Origin of the sequence: Methanobrevibacter acididurans, assembly GCF_046197875.1 — an archaeon.
GTDB lineage: Archaea > Methanobacteriota > Methanobacteria > Methanobacteriales > Methanobacteriaceae > Methanobrevibacter_A > Methanobrevibacter_A acididurans.
Genome location: NZ_CP166991.1, coordinates 263,406 through 282,597 on the forward strand (window position 1 = coordinate 263,406; position 19,192 = coordinate 282,597).

Genomic DNA, 19,192 nt, shown 5'->3' on the forward strand with positions numbered 1-19,192 from the left:
ATATGAATATATTACATGTAGCGCACTCTTACTACCCCTGTCTTGCAGCAGGAGGAGTAGTTAATGCATCTTACCAAATTGGGTGCAAACAAGTACAAAACGGTAATAGTGTTTATGTATACACTACAGATTCTTGTAAGGAAAGATTAAAATTTCAAAACACAAACTATAATGTGAATGTTAATGGAATAAAAGTAAACTATTTCAAAAACCTTTCCAATACAATTAAAGCAAAAACATTAGTGGATACACCAATCACAGCAGCCAATTATATACGTAAAGATATCAGTAATCATGATATAATCCACATTCATGAACACCGTCAAACATTAGCAATCATTACATGCCATTATGCTAGAAAAAACAATATACCCTACATTGTACAAGCACATGGAAGTGTTTTACCATTTTTCCAAAAAGAAAAATTAAAAGAAATATATGATAAATTCTGGGGATTTAACACATTACATAATGCAGATAAAGTATTTGCCCTAACAGAAATTGAAAAACAACAATACATAAAAATGGGAGTTTCACCAGAGAAAATAGAAATAGTGCCATTAGGAATAAACTTAGAAGAATACTCAAAACTACCTATCAAAGGACAATTCAGAAAAAAACATAATATCCAAGAAGAAGACACCTTACTAATATTTATTGGACGATTACATAAAATAAAAGGATTAGACCTACTAATTGAAGCATTTGATGAATTAATTAAAACAAATAAAAATGATAATATAAAATTAGCAATAATCGGACCAGACGATGGATTTTTACCAGAAATACAAAAACTCATAAAACAGAAAGGATTAAACAAACAAATAATAATAACAGGTCCCTTATATAAACAAGAAAAACAAGAAGCCCTCACTGACTGTGATATGTTTATAATGCCATCTCAATATGAATCATTCACTACAAGTGGATTAGAAGCAATGGCCTGTGAAAAACCATTAATCCTAACTAAAAACAACCATATACACAATTGGGTTAACCAAAAATGTGGCCTAAGCTGTGATTATGATAAAATAAGTTTAAAAAACAGTATACAAGAACTAATAGAAAACGAACAATTAGCAAAACAGTATGGTGTAGAAGGCCGTAAGCTAGTTGAAGAAAAATACAATTGGAATGTAATTGATAAACAAATAATAAACATTTACAATTCAATTATAAAATAAGAAAAATTGTCCAAGTTAAATAATAATATTTAAATCATAAAAACAAGATATATAATTTAGTAAACTTAATTAAAAAAAGTATATTACAATAAAATTAAATCTGATAAGATTATAATTAATACCTTTTTTTTAAAACATTTATTTGCTATTATAGAGGATTACAGATGAAAGTTGTTGTTTGTCAAAATTGTGGAGCTAAATATCAATTAGAAGATGATGAAGATTTAAATGGTTTTGAATGTAGTATCTGCACAGGTAACTTAGAAGAACTTGCAGAATACCCAACAACTGAAGATTCATCACATAAAACTAAACAAACTCATTTTAAAAATAATTATAAAGATTTTAAGCTTGTTTACTGTGAAGATTGTGGATTAAAATATCGTTTAAATAGTGGGGATATTGTAGATGAATATGAATGTGTAAGTTGCGGGGGAAGATTAATACCTGTAGATGAAGAAGATCAAATGACACCCTCTCCAAAAATCTTAGAACCACCAGTATATGAAAAAACTGCCACAACCCCAGGTAAACGTCATGATATAAAGAAATTAAAAGCAGATTTAGAAGAATCTCGCCATGACTTAAAAGAATCCAATATTCAAAAACAACTTATAGAACAAGAAAATAATGCAGAAACACCTATTGTTGATGCAGAATTAATCCCAAACGAAACCGTTTCAAATGAACCACCAATTCGTGAAGTGGAATTAATCCCAGAAAAAAATCTAGAAGCCCCAATTCCTGAAGAAGCTGGAGAAGAACATAATCAAGAACAAATTAATAAGTCCTCACACTCCCTACCTGAAGTAGAACCTAAAAACACTTCAAATTACAATTCAGAATACTCTGAAAATATACTTAAAAAAAGTGTAAGGGTAGGTCCTAAAGGAAGAATTTCAGATGAATTAACAGATTACTTAAGTAATCTAAATCAAGAATCTGAAACAATTCCAAAAGAGAATATTCAAACAAATAAAACAAAAGAAGTTAAAAAACAATCTAAACATGTTAAACATGAAGAAGCTTCAGCAAATGATCGCTATGCCTTAGCTTTATATAAATATCATGATGAATTAAAAAAACAAATGAAACAAGATTTTCTAGATAGTATTGCAGATTCTCATTATGGTGAAAATTCATTTGAAAAATTCTCAAACATGTTAAAAGATCAATTTAAAACTTATAGGGAAGATTTAACACATGCTCCTAAATTAATTCATACAGATATTAGAACTCCTGAAGGATATAAAACTAATAAACAAGAACTTATACCTCACCCAAATGAGGAAAATTTATCTTACCATATGGTTTACATAGTAACTGGTTCAGTTGTGGCTTTAATAGGTTTAGCTGATGTTCTGATTTCTGGTAGAACCATAAGCATATCTTTCATAACTTTAGGTATTATAATAATTATTTATGGATTTTATAAACGTTATTCCTATGCGGATAATGAAGCTAGAGGTAGAATTATTCGTGCTAAACTATTAACTCTTCCTGAAGACTTTTATGTTTTATATTATGTAAGACCTCCTGAAGCCGGTAAAGGAATAAACCATGTTGTTATAGGTCCTACTGGAATATTTACAATTGTCACTCAAAAATATAATTCTAAAGAGGATAATGGTAAAATCAAACAAGATAAGGAAAATTCATCTTTAATTGGTAAGTCTGGTTCATTAGAAGAATATTTATCTAGTAAACATAGTTTAAAAGTTGTATCTAACTTCAGAGATAAACAAACTCATTTTAAAGTAAATGATAGTAAAATTAAATTTGATACTAATAATAAGATTAAACAAGAAACATTAAATTTAAATGAAAATTTATCACAATTTTTAGATGAAAATGGTTTACGTGGAATACATATAGAACCACTTGTTGGTTTTGTAAATAATGAAGTTGCAGTTATTAATGTAATTTTAACTAATGATGATTTATTCCTTGAAGAACTTTTATATAAAATCAAGCATGGTGAACGTAGAATTGATGATTTAACAATTCATAAAATTGCAGTTTTATTATCACAATACTCAGCAGAATGTTCATCATAAAAAAATGGATTTAATAAAAAAAATTTTAAAGTGGATTAACGATGAGTATACTATCTTTTTTTCATAATCTTAAATTGAAACATTATACTAAAAATATTCAAAAAACTGTAAGGGAATGTGGAGTGAATCTTAGGGTTAATGGTCCTTCTATTGCAACATCTAACACTTATCTTGGAAATAATGTTAATTTTAATGGTATTCATATTCAAGGTAAAGGTAAAGTTAAGATTGGTGATAATTTCCATTCAGGTATTGAGTGTATGATCCTTACAGATAATCATAATTATGATAATGGTAAAGCTATACCTTATGATGAAACTATTATTAGTAAAAATGTTACTATTGAAGATAATGTTTGGTTAGGTAATCGTGTTAACATATTACCTGGTGTTACTATTCATGAAGGTGCTATAATTCAATTAGGAAGTGTTGTTGTTCGTGATGTTCCTAAGTGTGCTATAGTTGGTGGGAATCCTGCTACTGTTTTTAAATATCGTGATAAAGAGCATTATGAAAAGTTAAAATCTCAAGCTAAATTTCATTAAAAATAATAATTTTTTATTTACTCTAAATTTTTAACTAATCATTTTTTTAAAGAATCTAATTTCTTCTATTTTTATACATTTCATTACAAATATTAAAGTGAAATATACTATTACTCCAATTATTATTGTAATTAAAACATTTACTAATCCTATTGGGTTAATTAATTTAACTACTACACCCATTATGATTGCAGCTATAATAATTTTTATAGTGGAACTTTTTTCATAAGGTAATTTATGATATTTTCTACTTTTATATGTTGTAATTGTAAATGTGAAAATGTAACATAGTAAGGTTACGAATGCTGCTCCAATGATTCCTAGAATTGGTACTAATAAAATATTTAATAAAATATTAGCTATTGCTGCTATTGTCCATAGTTTTCCTAAGATTTTTGTTTCTTTTTCTAATATTAAATAATTGTTAGTTATTCCGTAAACACCCATGAATATTGCACCTAAGCATACAAATGGTGTTACCAAGTATCCTGTGTTTGCAATGGTGCTGGTTGTTATAAGTAAGAGTAATGGTTTGCTTAAAACTGACATTCCTACAGCTGCAGGCACAGTTAATAATAAGTAATATTTCATACTATATCGCATATAATAATCAACAGTTGCCATATCTCCTTTTTCATAATGTTCTGGAAGTATTGCTGGGAGTAAAACAGCAAATGGGGATAAAAACATTAATAAAACACTTCCTAAAGCATATCCTGGAGAATAACAACCAACTGCTGCTGATCCAAGTATGGTTCCAATAACATATTTATCACTTGAATCAACTACCCATGAAGATACATTATTTGGAATAGTTGGAATAGCAAAAGATAATTCCTCCCTCAAGTTTTTATATGAAGGCTTACCAATTCCAAGATATCCAACAACCATAATTAACATCATAACAAAGACTAATGCATATCCACTAAGTAAACCTAAAACAACAGTTTCAATATGATAACCTGAATACACAAGGAAAATACATAAAAAAACCCCAATATAACTTTGCAAAATCAAGAAAATACTATACTTCTTCATTTGCTGAAAAGTTCTAAAGAAAGTAATTAACATTAAATTCAAACAAGCAAAAAATGAAATCAAAGTAGTAATATACAATACTCGTAAATTCCCATTAAACAAAGCATTAGCTATAGGTTGTCTGAATATCAAAAAACATCCACAAATAATCAAAGTAGATAACAAAGTAACTGAAATCATACTATAAAAAGAACCCCTAATAGTATTCTTATCCTTCTCCGAAGATAAAAACCTAACCATAGTATAAGGTAATCCAAGATTAGCAATATTAGGAACCAAAGCAACAGTAGTAGTAACTTGAGCCCACATACCATACTCAGCAGTGGAAAAACTCTTAGTAATAATTGGTATGAAAATAAGACTACTTAAACTAATTAAAATATTAGTAATACCAACTAAACCAATTCTCTGAACAAATTTAACATACTGACTCAAAACAAACACACCTAATAATCAAAACATTAAATCTTTTTTCGAGGAACTTGCATAATATTCTTATTCAACAAAACATCCTCTAAAAGTTGCTCATCATAATTCTTAAAGAAGAAATCAGCATCATACTCTTCCAAATCTAAATCCTTCAATTTATTAACCATATCATTAGGATTTCTAACTTTAACAACAATTTTCTTCTCAACTAAATCATCTAAATACTCAACACCAGGAACATCAACAATAAAAGTCTTACAATTAAAAGCCAAACCTTCATAAATTGCAGTAGAAAAAGCACCAACCTGATACTCAGATTCAGCAAATAATTTATATAACTCAGGTTCATTACTATCAATAACACTAAAATTATCTAAATTATCAGCCTCTACAAGTTTAGGATAATTCTCCTTCCAAGTACTATACTCTCCAGGATGTAATTTATAAATAAAATCATAACCATCTAAAGTACTAGCTAAATCACATGCAAATTCACTTAAATACTTCCCTATAACTCCTTGAGAAATAAAAAGTATCTGATTCTTCTTTTTAGAAACATCCTTATACTTTTTACTATTATCCTCAAAATAAGGAAAACCAACACTAAAAATAGCATGCTTCTTAATAGGATAAGCACTAGCATCTTTCCAGTAATCCCCAAAACTTAAAATCTTATTAGGGAAATAAGCTATATGCTCATAAGTCCCACTTTTAAGAGTAATATTTTCACTAGGATAACTATAACCTAAATGATACTTACTAATTATACCATGCTGTAATTCAATAACTTCAATACCTAAATCTTTACAAGCAGCAACCAAAGCTTTATTCTCATAAGCAACAACAACATAGACTTGTTCAACTTTCTTATCATTTAATAATTCTTTATACTTTTCATACTCATACTGGAAATTAAGAATATGATTAGAAAAAATCTCAAATAAATCAACTTCCACCCCAAAATGAGTATGAATTAAATTTTCAATAGACTGTATAGTTTCAGATTCTTTCTCAGTATACTCAATATTATGTGTTTTTTTATAAAAATAAGAACCAAGTAAAATACGATCATTAAACTTAACCTTATCATCCTTTTTAATATAATGCTTATTTAAATAAGGAGAATCAAGAACTTCATAAGATTTACCTAAATTCTCTAAGCTATCTCTTAAAAAATAACTATAAATATCCATATACTCCCCATTATTTAAAACTTTACGAGGATGATTAAAAATAAGAATTTCAAAATTATCTTGACCTTTAAAAGGATTGCAAAAAATACTATTCTTAATAAAAGGTAAGAAAGATTTAACTTTATCAAATAAACTAACACTAGCTTGCTGAGCACTACCAAATAAACCAAGTTTACGGGTTATTTCATAATAAAGATATAAACGTACAAGTTCCCAAGGATAAACATGTTGAATCATAATATAATTAAGATTATACTCATTTTCCAATCTAAAAAATTCATCACAAACTTCTTTAACACTCATCATTTCAATTAAATCCTTCTACAAAATAATTAATATTTTTTTCATAAAAATTCTATTTAAACATATTAAAATCTAATAAATCATCTTCACAAATACGTACTTTAACTTCCCTACCTAAAACTAAATCAATCTTACTAGGTGAAATACCACTACCTGGACGTTTAAATGTTAAATCATTAACATCAATAATTTCACCAACATCCATATCACGCTTAGCAACTATAGATCTACGAGCCTGAATTCGAGCAGCACCTTCACAATCAAGTGGAACCTTATCATATTGACCATTAATACTTCTAATAAATTCAATATTTTTAAAAAACTTCTTAACATCAGATGGATCCATAGCATGATAATGATCATTACCTTTTAAAGTTTTATCTAATGTGAAATGCTTTTCAATAATTTTAGCACCATTTAAATAAGCAGTAGTGAGAACTAACATTTCATCATCAGGTTTAGTATGATCTGAATAACCAATATCATACTCAGGATAAAGATTTTTAAGATTTTTAATCATTAATAAATTAGCATCCTCATAATCTGTAGGGTAAGATAAAACACAATGCATAATACCAATATCCCTATTATCTTCATCTTCAATAGCTCGAATAGCTTCTGAAATCTCTTTAGTAGTTGAAGCCCCAGTAGAAATAATAATAGGTTTGTTTTTACGAGCAATAACCTTAATAAATGGAATATTTGTTAAATCAGATGAACTTATCTTATAAACACTCATAAATTCATCTAAATATTCAACAGATTCAAAATCAAAAGGGGTTGAAAGAAACATTATACCAATACTATCACAATACTTGGCAATTTCATGGTATTCCTCACTACCGAATTGATCAAACTTTTTAAACAATTCATATTGGGAAGTTGTTGGTTCTTCATTTAAATCCCAATAAGCTGGAGAATTCTTTGAAGCAATTGTATTCGCTTTATAACTTTGAAATTTAACAGCTCCACAACCAGAATCTTTAGCTTCCTTAACCATTAATTTTGCAGCATCCATATTACTAATATTCATCTTTTTAGCTATGTCATAATAGTTAACACCAATTTCTGCAATTAAAAATGGTTCTTTATTGAATATGCTCATTGTTTAACATTTCTCCCTTTCTTTTCTTTTTCAAATTCTAAATATTTCGGTTTAACAATTTTCATTAAGTTTTCAAAACCATGTCTAACATCAACATTTTTCATACGATTACTCATTTCCAGTCGTAAATCATAATTATAAATAATATCATTAATAGTTTTAATTAAATCAGTTTCCTTAACTTCACTACCTAATCCTAAATTAATAAAACCATTTTCCACATTACCAAAAATGTGGGTTAATTCTCGTTGATTTTGACAAAGACAAACACATGGAACTCCAATAGAAGCTATTTCATACATTGTTCTACCTGCTGAAGTGAAAATAATGTCTGCTGAAATCATATATTCACTAATATTTTTAACATCTTCAAAGATTTCAATGTTATTATAATCTTGGAACTCTTTTTCAATTCCTTTTTTATCCATATACCCAAGTCCAAGAATAACTTTAACATTACCTTTAAAATCACTTTTTAAAATAGAATTTAAAGTTTTTTTAGTTAAATCATTTGGATCTGTTCCTCCAAATGTTAATAAAATCTCTTTCACACTTGGATGGATTTCTTTATAAGGTTGATAATAGAATTCATCCTTTAAAATATAATAAAGATGACCACTGTATAAATTTTTAAGAGGTATCTTATGCTCATATAATGCATCACAAACTACATCAGCATATTTCACTCCACCTCCTAAATCCTCAAAATTAAGAACAAAATAATCTTCATCTTTTAAACTTTTAATATAACTAGATGATGTGTTTAAAATATCATTTACTACAATATCCGGTTCATACTCCTTAATTTTACCTAGAATATTATCTTCTTTATGTGTAATGTATGGGTAATTATAATTTTTAATTATATTAATCCCAATTTCTTTATTCTCATTTAATAAGAACATAACATCATGATTCACTAATTTAGATGCAATAGCTAAGCCACGGTAAATGTGGCCTGTGCCAATTTCATGAGAAGCATCAGTCTTAATAAGAATACGTTTTTTCATTAAAAGACGTTCTGCAACCCACCAATCCTCATAATTATCAATATCAATACTTTCATGAGGACTTACAGGTATTAAATCAATTTTTTCACCTAATCGTGAATCTTCTTTAAGGAATTCTCTTTTTGTTGCAAAAATAGAGCCAGTTTCACGGTATTGTTTAGGTAAATACTGACGATTAACCCTTTTACTATATAAAGGATAAAATTTATCATCTTCAGTATCATAACCCCAACTTAAATGCCTATCATCAACAACACTAATAACAGTATCATTACCCTCACAAAGCTTTTCAATAGCCTTATTCAAGGTACTGGTTTTTAAAAGAGGAGAAGTAGGTTGAAGAGTTATAACAAAATCATAAACAGTATTAAACTTTTCTTCTTGTTTAATTGTAGCATCATAAATAACAGGATCTAAAGGCACATTATCTTCTGCTAACTCTTTAGAACGTTTAATAACATCAGCACCAAACTTCTCAGCAATAAATTTAATCTCATCATCATCAGTACTAACAACAACATTATCAATATACTCAGAAGAATTAGCATGGTTAATAGTATGTGCAATTAAAGGTTTATCATTCATCATACGAATATTTTTACGAGGAATACCTTTAGAACCTCCTCTTGCAGGAATAACCACTAAAATTTTATTATCCTTATACATCTTTAAGAAAACCTTTTCCCTTTTTTAAATTTTAAAAAATAATTACTTTTCATATAAATTCATTATATTCATAAATATATAACCATAGAATATTTATATTTTTTTTAAAAAAAGGATAAAAATCTTTTAAAAATTAAATATATTTAGTTTTAACTAAAATTTTAAATATTTATTTAAACAAACAGAAATTACATTAAGAATTATAAAAATATTAATTACTATCTAATTATCAAAAAAAATAATAAATAAAAAAACGGTGTAAAACAAAATGAAAAATTTATCTAAAGAATTAGTTAGCAGAATAAATGATATTGCTGTACCTGTAAGAATAATGCACGTTTGCGGATCACATGAACATGCCATAATGGAAAATGGGATAAGATCACTATTACCTGAAGAAGTAGAAATTGTTGCAGGACCAGGATGCCCAGTATGTGTAGTTCCATCAAGAGAAATAGATGAAGCACTATCACTTGTAAATCGAGATGTAACAATCACAACATTTGGAGACATGCTAAGAGTTCCAGGATCCAACCAATCACTAGCAGATGCAAAATCAAAAGGTGCAGATGTAAGAGTAGTTTATGGAATAAACAATGCAGTAGAACTAGCAGAAAAAAATCCAGAAAAAAAAGTAGTTTTCATTGCAGCAGGATTCGAAACAACTGCACCAACAACAGCATCAACAATACTAAACGAACCACCTGAAAACTTCTCAATCCTATCATGCCACAGATTAATACCACCTGCATTAGACTTCCTAATATCCTCAGGAGAAACAAATTTAAATGCACTAATCGAACCAGGGCATGTTTGCACAATAATAGGAACCAAACCATTCGATCATTTCTCAACAAAATATGGAATACCGCAAGCAACAGCAGGATTCAACCCATTAGACATTCTCATGGCAGTTTACCTAATTCTTAGACAAATCAAAAATGATGACCCTCATGTAGATAATGAATACAAAAGAGCAGTAAGAGAAGAAGGAAACATAGTAGCTCAAAAAGCAATGGATGAAGTATTCACAGTAAAAAGTAGAGAATGGAGAGGATTTCCAAAAATGCCAAATAGTGTTCTTGAATTAAAAGATGAATTCACCCAATACAATGCAAGAGACATATACGATATAGAAGTAAAAGATGTGAAAGAAGCACCAAAAGGTTGTATATGTGGACCAATACTTCGGGGATTAAAAAGGCCAACAGATTGTAAATTATTCGGAAAATCCTGCAATCCAATGCACCCAATAGGAGCATGTATGGTAAGTAAAGAAGGAACCTGTAACATAGCACACAGATACACTCCAAAAAATTAAAAATACATATTCCATAAAAAGGATATAAAACAATGAAAAAAATAAAAGCTTTAGCATTAGATATTGACGGAACCATCACAGACTCACAAAGATTACTATCTATAAATGCAATCAAAACAATAAGAAAAGTTGAAAACAGTGGAATACCAGTAATATTAGTAACTGGAAATACAGCAGTATACACTTATGCATTAACAACTTCCATAGGTACAACAGGAGGAGTAGTAGGTGAAAATGGTGGAGTAATGTTTAAAGAAGGATATAAAAACAATGAAACAATAGTATTCGCAGATAAAAAATATATAGATAAAGCTTACAATTACCTAAAAGAAAACTTAACAAAAGAACATCAATTAAAAATAGTAGATGACCAATACTGCAGACTATCTGAAGTAGCATTTTACAGAACAATGAATGCAGACATAATACGAGAAATATTAAAAGATTGGAATGTTAAAGTCTACGATAGTGGATTTGCCTTACACATAACAGATCAAAACATTAACAAAGGAATCACATTAGAAAAATTAGCAAAGATTTTAAAAATTAACCCTGACAACATAATGGGAATAGGAGACAGTGAAAACGACTTAGACTTCCTAGACCATGTTGGGATAAAAATAGCAGTAGCAAATGCTAGTTCAAATCTAAAAGAAAAAGCCGACTATGTTTGCAAGAAACCCAACGGTGATGGGGTAATGGAAGCTGTAGAAAAATTCATATTCAATGATTAAAAAAAAATAATAAAATAATTCAATTTATCAGGGGATAAAAAATACAATGTTAAATCAAATAATAGAAGAAGCAGAAAGAAACATTAGCAAATACTGTGATGAATACGAAATATTTGCTGAAAACTCAAAACTCTTAGAGTTAGATGCACAAAAATCAGATTTAAGCTTTGCAAAACAAGAAATTAACTTAGGACTAGGTATAAGAGTAATACAAGACAATAAATTAGGTTTTGCATTCACATCAGATATGAATAAAATATCAGAAACAGCAGAAAAAGCATATTCTAATGCGAAATTAAACCAAGAAGATTCAAACTTTGCATTTGCAGAAAAATCATCCTATCCAACAATAAAAAATAATTATGATAAGAAAAATGAAGAATTAGAATTAGATGAAATGACTTCATTTATGGAAAACATACTAAGCACAGTAGAAGAAAAAGGATGTAAACCAACAAGTGGAGGATTTTCAAGAGGATCCGGTGAAGAAATAATCTTAAACTCTAACGGGGTAAATGCATCTGAAAAAGGCACTGGTTTTGGAGCATACATTGCAGTAAACGCTTTTAAAAAAGATGAATTTTCAAGTGCATATGACTCAATATCCTCATGTAACTATGACTTTAATGGGGAAGAATTAGCAGAAAAAGTATCTCAACTAGCCATGGATTCAGTTGGTGGGGAAAACATAGATACTGGAGATAAAGAAGTAGTCCTAGATTATAATGCAGCAACTGGATTATTAAACACTTTCATGAGTGGATTCAATGCAGATAATGTTCAAAGAGGAAGATCAATACTTAAAGACAAAGTAGGTGAATCAATCGTTAGTGAAAACTTATCCATATATGATGATGGAACTATTGATGCAGGTTTATCTAGTTGTAAATTTGATGGAGAAGGAACACCATCACAAAAAACAGAACTAGTAAAAGATGGAGTTCTTAAAGGATTTATATATGATATGTACACAGCAAACAAAGCTAATATAAAAAGTACAGGTAATGGTTTTAGAGGATCCTACTCCTCAACACCGGGGGTAAGTTCATCAAACATAATATTAGATTTTAATAAAATGACAAAAATTGATGAAATAGATAATGGAATAATTGCAACAGACCTACTAGGAGCACATACTGCAAATCCAATAAGTGGAGATTTCAGTGTAGAAGTAAACAATGGATTTTTAATTGAAAATGGGGAAATCACCAAACCAATTAAAAAAGCAATGATATCTGGAAATGTTTTTGAAACATTTAAAAATTGTGAAGCAATAGATTCACAAATTAAACAATATGGATCATTTATCCTTCCAAAAATCTTATTACATAATTTAAGAGTAATTGGTTAAAAAAAAAGAAATTCAATATTAAAAAATTTTCAATGAGAATAATTTAATTCTCATTTAACTACTTACTTATTTTTTTAGATAAAAAATTAGGATTCAAGGTTTTATACCTTCCATTTAAAATAGAATTAAATGTAAAATCCATAGCTTCATTAATAGATTTAAATAAATCCATATCATTATTTTTAATCAAATTAGCAACAATAGCTGCTGAAAAGGTACAACCAGAACCATGAGTATTATCACTCTCAATTAATTCTTGATTAAAAACTTTAACTTCCCCATTATAAAAAGTATTAACTCCATTTAAATGACCACCAGTAATGATTACATTACAATAATCACCAATCTTATAAGCAGCTTCAATGGCATCCTCTTTAGATTTAATCTCAATTCCACTTAATTGTTCTGCCTCAGAAACATTTGGAGTAGTAAGTATACATCGAGGAAGTAAATATTTTTTAAAAGCTTTACAAATATTATTTTCACTTAACTTATCACCAGCACTAGCAACCATTACAGGATCAACTACAATTTTTAAATCATATTCTATGACCTTTTTAGAGACAGCTTTAATAATGTCCTTAGAATATAATAAACCAGTTTTACCATAACCAATATCATATTCACTTAAAACAGAATCAAATTGTTCATTAATAAAATCCACACTAATTGGTTTAACAGAATATACTTTAGATGGATTTTGAGCAGTTAATGCAGTTACAACACTTGTAGGGTGAATATTATAACTGGCTAATGTTTTAACATCAGTTAATATTCCAGCCCCACCAGAAGGATCTAAGCCTGCAATTGTAATACCAATCATAAATAATTAATCTCGTGTTACTTTTAGTCTTTCATGACCATGAATACTTTCAACACTAATATTTAAAGACTCTAAATACTTTTTAGTATCAGTACCTTTACCATGAATCATAATTTCCCCTAAATCTTCAGTTGTATTAACATCTAAAGCCATATAAAAAGAATCATGAACTAATGGGGAAAATCCTTTAGCCTCTGCATTTTCAACATGTTTTTGAAAACTAAACTCTCCAAATTCCATATTAATCCCACAAGGCTTAATAATAAGAGCATTAGTTCCCCCACCTTTAGAAGGTACAATAAGAAAATCAAGCTTGCTTGCTTGCTTAATAATTAATTTAATATTAGTTTTACCAATAAGAGGAACATCAGAAGGTATAATTAACACTTTTCGAGTTTTACCTCTACAATAAGTCATAGCCTGATTAAGAGCTTTATTCAAATTACTATCCTCATTTTCAACTAAAGTATCAACTTTTAACTTTTTAGCATAATCTAATACTTCACGGTCTCGACTAATAATAATAATTTTATCAACTAACCTTTTAAGAGTGCCTGTAACATCTTTTAACATAGCTTTTAACAAGTCTTCTCTTTCTTCACTAGATAAAAATGGAGACAATCGTGTTTTAGCATCAGTGAATTTACTTACAGGTATTATTGCATAAATCTTATCCACAACTATCAATACTCCTAAAAATTTTAAAAATTTTTTTATAATAATTTAATAAGTTTTAGCTATTAAAGCAATATGTTTAGCAGGTTTACCACAATGAGCACAAACATCATCAGTTTCAATATCTTCCTTATAAGTTCCAAGTAAATCAATATCAGTTAACTCTTCAATAGCTTTTCCACAGTCTTCATCTCCACACCATGGGAAACTAACCATATTGCCATTTTCAATAAGGCTACTTATCTCATTAACATCCTCAACTGATTTAATATTATCCTTAAATGAATCCCAAGCATTTTCTCTTAATAAACCATCAATATCATTTAAAGCATTTTTAACTGGTGAAACAATGTCCTCTTTAAGACTAAGTTCTACCTTTTCAAGATTATCTCTTCTTACAAGAACAGTTTTATTATTCTCTAAATCTCTTGGACCAAGTTCTAATCTAATTGGTGTTCCTTTTAATTCCCATTCATAAAATTTCTTACCAGGTCTAATATCTCTACTATCAATTCTTACACGTATACCAGCATTTTCTAAACTTTCTTTAATTTCATTACACTTGTTTAAAACTTCTTCTTTTCCTTTTTTAAATAATATAGGAATTATAGTAACTTGTTTAGGTGATATTTTTGGAGGTAAAACTAATCCTTTATCATCGCCATGAATTCCAATAATTGCAGCTATTACTCTATCACTAATACCATAACAGGTTTGATAAGCATATTCATGTTCTCCTTCTTTATTCTCAAAGGTTATATCATAAGTTTTTGCAAATGTTTGACCAAGATTATGTACAGTTCCAATTTGTAAAGCTTTTCCATCAGGTAATAATGTGTCAAAAGCCATAGTATAATCTGCACCAGGGAATTTATCCCAAATAGGTCTTTTAGTAATAGTATAAGGAATTCCAAGTTCATTGAAAAGTTTCTTATAAATTTCAATACCTATTTTAACTTGTTCTTCTGCTTCTTCAGAACTAGAATGTACTGTATGTGCTTCTGCAAAAGTAGTTATTTCACGAACTCGAATCATAGGACGAGTATGCTTAGTTTCATATCTGAAAGTGTTAACAACTTGATAATATCTCATTGGTAAGTCAATATGGGATCTAACCCATAAAGATAACATTGGATAAATACTACTTTCACTTGTAGGACGTAAAGCTAACTTTTCATTTAATGGTTTTTTACCACCTTGAGTTACCCAATAAACTTCATCTTCAAATCCTTTTACATGTCTTCCTTCTTTAGCTAATTCAGTTTCAGGAATTAATAAAGGGAATAATACTTCTTCATGATCTTTATCGAGTAATTCACTATAAACTTTTAACATGTGTTTTCTTATTTGATATCCGTATGGTAACCAAACACTCATACCTTTAATTGGATATCTAGCATCAGTTATATTTGCTTCTTCTAAAATATTGTGGAACCATTCACTAAAGTTTTCCAAATTTATCACCTAATAATAATTTAACAATTAATATTTTATTGTTTTTTAAATTTTATATATCTTATCCAAAAAATTTAAATTTTCTTAGTAAATATCCAAAAAATATTATAAAATACCAAAACTTTTTTTAATCTATTAAATATAGAATATTATTGAATGATAAATAAATTATAAGGAGAATATTTTTGTCATGGTAACTAAAAAAATTCAATTACCTCGTGAAGTACATATTGGTCCAGGTTTAATTGATAATACAGGAACAATATGTAATGATTTAAGGTTTTATAATGATGCATTAATGGTTTGTGGACCCCATACCTATAAAATTGCAGGTAAACAAGTTATTGATAGTTTAGAAAATGCAGATTTCAGTGTTGAAGTAGTTAAAGTAGATTCAGCCACTCAAGAAAGTGTGAATCAGGTAGAAGAAAAAATAGGTAAAGCTCAAGTAATACTTGGAGTAGGTGGAGGTAAAATCATTGATGTTGCTAAAATGTCCTCAGCAAATACTGGAACCTACTTTTTATCCGTTCCAACTACAGCATCACATGATGGAATAACATCCCCTTTAGCATCAATAAAAAGTGATAAAGGCAGTGTGTCAATTAAAGCACAATCTCCAATGGCAGTAGTTGCTGATACTGATATTATAAGAAATTCTCCTTACCGTCTTTTAGCATCAGGATGTGCCGATGTAATAGCAAATTACACAGCAGTACTAGACTGGAAACTAGCTAAAAGATTACAAAATGTTAGTTACAGTGAATCCGCATCATCCCTATCACAAATGACTGCAAAACTAATAACTCAAGGTGCTGATCAAATAAAACCAGGATTAGAAAAAAGTACAAGACTAATTGCAAAAGCATTATTCAGTACAGGAGTTGCTATAAGTATAGCAAACACATCCCGTCCTGCAAGTGGATCAGAACACCTTTTCTCACATGCATTAGATAAAATAGCAGAAAAACCAGCACTTCACGGAGAACAATGTGGAGTAGGAACTATAATGATGATGAACCTACATGGTGGGGACTGGAAATGTATACGTGACTCATTACAAAAAGTTAAAGCACCAACTACAGCAAAAGAATTAGGGGTAAGTCCTGAAGAAATAATAGAAGCTTTAACAATAGCACATACAATAAGAGACAGATACACTATACTTGGAGATAGAGGATTATCTAGAGAAGCAGCAGAACAACTAGCAACAAGTACAGGGGTGATTTAATGATAACATTAATAGGTAAAGAATTAGCGAAAAAAGGAACAAGTTTCATATTTCAAGGACCTGCTGATGAATGCGAAACATGTAGATTCGAAACAACATGTATAGGTTCATTAAAAGTTGGAAGAAAATACACTATAACCGAAGTCAAAGACTCAGAACTTAAATGCCCAATTCATGCAGAAGAAAAGGTAGTACCTATAGAAGTAGAACTAGCAGATATTGAAATGTTATTAGATTCCAAAAAAGTATTTGAAGGATCATATTTCAACTATGAAAAACCAATATGCACAATTAAAGATTGTAAATATCATCATTTATGTTTCCCTGATGGTTTAATTTCTGAAGATAAAGTATCAATAGCAAAAGACTTAAGAGAATCACCAGATGATTGTCAAATGGGTTTATCTTTAAAGAAGATATTAGCTAGATTCTAAAAAAATAATATTATATAAATTTAAATAATATTTATCTGTATAAAAATTAAATATTAAACAAAAAAAATTAATAAAGGTGGAAGAAAAACTATGAACCTTAAATTAAATGCAGGATATGCTGCAGCAGAATTAGTAAAAGATGGTCAAGTTTTAGGTCTTGGAACCGGTTCAACAACTCATTATTTTATAGAAAAAGTAGGACAAAGAGTTAAAGAAGAAGAATTAGAACTATTCGGAATCCCTACAAGTTATCAATCATTTTTACTTGCAAAAAAATGGAATATACCATGCACAACATTAAATGAATACAGTATAGATTTAGCTGTTGATGGTGCTGATGAAGTGGATCCTCAAAAAAATCTTGTAAAAGGTGGAGGAGCAGCTCATACACTTGAAAAAATTGTGGATTACTCTGCAAAAGAATTAGTTATAATTGCAGATGAATCTAAAGAGGTTGAAAAACTTGGAGCATTCCCAGTTCCAGTTGAAGTTATTAAAGAAGCAACACAACCTGTAATAAGTGCTTTAACCGATATGGGTGCAGAACCAGTTATAAGAATGGGTGTTCAAAAGGATGGACCTGTAATAACTGATAATGGAAATTTCATTATTGATGCTAAATTCCCTACAATTGACAGTCCTGTTGATATGGAAATTGAGCTTAACACTATTCCAGGTGTTGTTGAAAATGGTATATTTACTGAAATGGTAGATAAAGTAATTTTTGGAACTAAAAATGGTTTAAAAGAATTATAAATATTAAATTTTATTAAATGGAGTGTGATTTTTCATGCCAATTCCTGGACTTAATATACCTTATGAATTTAGAAAGATGTTAAACATGTTTTTAATTTTAATGGGTATAGCTATAATTATTTATGCAGTTTTATGGATTTTAGCTAAGTTAGCATTGATTCCATATGTATTTTTCAGTATTTTTCCACAAATAATATTATTAATAATTGGTATTTTTATCTTTTATCAAGCTTGGATTAATAGAAAACAATACTAAAAACTATTTTTTTTATTTTATTTAGAAGATATTTTTCTTTTTTTCACATTTTTTATAGAAATATTTATATACTAAAAAAATTATATTACATAATGCTTATATTTTTATATAAAATTTTTTAATTCAGATAAAAGGATTAAAAAAATAATTAATAATAAAAAGATTTTTAATAACTACTCACAAATAAAATTAAACTACTATTAAAAAATAAAATATAATTTTTAATTAATAGTTAAGGAATATTAAACTCTAAAATTTTTATAAAAAAGTATTCGGCTTTTTTGGTTAGGAATAAAAGTTTTGGCAAGTTATAATAACGATGATATAACTATTAATTAAAAAAAATATTTATTTACTATTCCAATAATATGTTATTTAAAAAAAATTTTCACGCTCAGCTATTATTATTAATTAAAATATAAGAAAATAAGCTTTTTATTAAAGTTATATAAACCTAAAAAAATTACCTTAAAAGAAAAATTCAATAAAATGTAGTCTAATGAATCGTTTTTTCTTAAACTCCATTTAACAAGAACTCATTTATTTACCCAAAATTAATTCTATTTGGAAAAAACGAATATAAAACACGTAAAAAGGTTTCAATATAACTTTAATAAAAAATCCTC

Annotated in this window: 17 protein-coding genes; 10 read left to right on the forward strand and 7 right to left on the reverse strand. The window is 28.4% G+C overall.

Going from position 1 to position 19,192, the window contains the following annotated elements; translation table 11 throughout:
* Nucleotides 1-2 precede the first annotated feature (2 nt).
* From ACA135_RS01265 to ACA135_RS01275, 3 genes are all read left to right on the forward strand, one after another.
* On the forward strand, nucleotides 3-1,184 hold the full coding sequence (locus ACA135_RS01265; RefSeq protein ID WP_409198508.1) for a glycosyltransferase: 1,182 nt from the start codon (nucleotides 3-5) through the stop codon (nucleotides 1,182-1,184).
* 164 nt (nucleotides 1,185-1,348) lie between these two features.
* Nucleotides 1,349-3,241, forward strand: coding sequence for a hypothetical protein (locus tag ACA135_RS01270; RefSeq protein WP_409198509.1), 1,893 nt, complete (start codon nucleotides 1,349-1,351; stop codon nucleotides 3,239-3,241).
* Between the two features lie 41 nt (nucleotides 3,242-3,282).
* Nucleotides 3,283-3,786 (forward strand): acyltransferase, encoded by a 504-nt coding sequence (locus tag ACA135_RS01275; protein ID WP_409198510.1) that lies wholly within the window; start codon nucleotides 3,283-3,285, stop codon nucleotides 3,784-3,786.
* A 30-nt stretch (nucleotides 3,787-3,816) separates the two neighbouring features.
* Here ACA135_RS01275 and ACA135_RS01280 read toward each other — a convergent pair whose 3' ends face one another.
* The 4 genes from ACA135_RS01280 to ACA135_RS01295 are packed head-to-tail and all read right to left on the reverse strand — an operon-like array spanning nucleotide 3,817 to nucleotide 9,530.
* Entirely contained in the window at nucleotides 3,817-5,268 is a 1,452-nt protein-coding gene (locus ACA135_RS01280) for a flippase (protein WP_409198511.1), read from the reverse strand.
* A 17-nt stretch (nucleotides 5,269-5,285) separates the two neighbouring features.
* Nucleotides 5,286-6,752 carry a sialyltransferase gene (locus tag ACA135_RS01285; RefSeq protein WP_409198512.1) on the reverse strand — a complete coding sequence of 489 codons (1,467 nt, stop codon included), beginning with the start codon at nucleotides 6,750-6,752 and terminating at the stop codon, nucleotides 5,286-5,288.
* A gap of 49 nt (nucleotides 6,753-6,801) precedes the next feature.
* Nucleotides 6,802-7,854: an N-acetylneuraminate synthase family protein gene (locus ACA135_RS01290; RefSeq protein ID WP_409198513.1), complete on the reverse strand. Its 1,053-nt coding sequence runs from the start codon at nucleotides 7,852-7,854 to the stop codon at nucleotides 6,802-6,804.
* The gene (locus tag ACA135_RS01295; protein WP_409198514.1) at nucleotides 7,851-9,530 is read right to left on the reverse strand and encodes a cytidylyltransferase domain-containing protein; all 1,680 of its coding nucleotides are present in this window, start codon (nucleotides 9,528-9,530) and stop codon (nucleotides 7,851-7,853) included. Before ACA135_RS01295 ends, ACA135_RS01290 begins: the two co-directional genes overlap by 4 nt.
* 268 nt (nucleotides 9,531-9,798) lie before the next feature.
* On the opposite strand from ACA135_RS01295, the gene hypD reads away from it, so the two are divergent.
* The 3 genes from hypD to ACA135_RS01310 are packed head-to-tail and all read left to right on the forward strand — an operon-like array spanning nucleotide 9,799 to nucleotide 12,936.
* The gene (gene hypD, locus ACA135_RS01300; RefSeq protein ID WP_409198515.1) at nucleotides 9,799-10,851 is read left to right on the forward strand and encodes a hydrogenase formation protein HypD; all 1,053 of its coding nucleotides are present in this window, start codon (nucleotides 9,799-9,801) and stop codon (nucleotides 10,849-10,851) included.
* 32 nt (nucleotides 10,852-10,883) lie between these two features.
* A complete protein-coding gene (locus ACA135_RS01305; protein WP_409198516.1) occupies nucleotides 10,884-11,585 on the forward strand; it encodes a phosphoglycolate phosphatase in 702 nt (233 codons plus the stop codon).
* 46 nt (nucleotides 11,586-11,631) lie between these two features.
* Nucleotides 11,632-12,936 (forward strand): TldD/PmbA family protein, encoded by a 1,305-nt coding sequence (locus ACA135_RS01310; protein ID WP_409198517.1) that lies wholly within the window; start codon nucleotides 11,632-11,634, stop codon nucleotides 12,934-12,936.
* Between the two features lie 58 nt (nucleotides 12,937-12,994).
* On the opposite strand, the gene thiD is transcribed toward ACA135_RS01310, so the two are convergent.
* The 3 genes from thiD to proS are packed head-to-tail and all read right to left on the reverse strand — an operon-like array spanning nucleotide 12,995 to nucleotide 15,889.
* Entirely contained in the window at nucleotides 12,995-13,759 is a 765-nt protein-coding gene (thiD, locus tag ACA135_RS01315; RefSeq protein ID WP_409198518.1) for a bifunctional hydroxymethylpyrimidine kinase/phosphomethylpyrimidine kinase, read from the reverse strand.
* Nucleotides 13,760-13,765: 6 nt separating this feature from the next.
* A complete protein-coding gene (cofC, locus tag ACA135_RS01320) occupies nucleotides 13,766-14,437 on the reverse strand; it encodes a 2-phospho-L-lactate guanylyltransferase (RefSeq protein WP_409198519.1) in 672 nt (223 codons plus the stop codon).
* A 45-nt stretch (nucleotides 14,438-14,482) separates the two neighbouring features.
* A complete protein-coding gene (proS, locus tag ACA135_RS01325) occupies nucleotides 14,483-15,889 on the reverse strand; it encodes a proline--tRNA ligase (protein ID WP_409198520.1) in 1,407 nt (468 codons plus the stop codon).
* A 190-nt stretch (nucleotides 15,890-16,079) separates the two neighbouring features.
* On the opposite strand from proS, the gene ACA135_RS01330 reads away from it, so the two are divergent.
* The 4 genes from ACA135_RS01330 to ACA135_RS01345 all read left to right on the forward strand — a co-directional run bounded on the left by ACA135_RS01330 (nucleotide 16,080) and on the right by ACA135_RS01345 (nucleotide 18,566).
* Nucleotides 16,080-17,120: an NAD(P)-dependent glycerol-1-phosphate dehydrogenase gene (locus ACA135_RS01330; RefSeq protein WP_409198521.1), complete on the forward strand. Its 1,041-nt coding sequence runs from the start codon at nucleotides 16,080-16,082 to the stop codon at nucleotides 17,118-17,120.
* Nucleotides 17,120-17,554 (forward strand): UPF0179 family protein, encoded by a 435-nt coding sequence (locus ACA135_RS01335; RefSeq protein WP_409198522.1) that lies wholly within the window; start codon nucleotides 17,120-17,122, stop codon nucleotides 17,552-17,554. Before ACA135_RS01330 ends, ACA135_RS01335 begins: the two co-directional genes overlap by 1 nt.
* Before the next feature lie 90 nt (nucleotides 17,555-17,644).
* On the forward strand, nucleotides 17,645-18,310 hold the full coding sequence (gene rpiA, locus ACA135_RS01340; RefSeq protein WP_409198523.1) for a ribose-5-phosphate isomerase RpiA: 666 nt from the start codon (nucleotides 17,645-17,647) through the stop codon (nucleotides 18,308-18,310).
* Nucleotides 18,311-18,344: 34 nt separating this feature from the next.
* Nucleotides 18,345-18,566, forward strand: a complete 222-nt coding sequence (locus tag ACA135_RS01345) for a hypothetical protein (RefSeq protein ID WP_409198524.1) — start codon at nucleotides 18,345-18,347, stop codon at nucleotides 18,564-18,566.
* The last annotated feature ends 626 nt before the right edge of the window (nucleotides 18,567-19,192 follow it).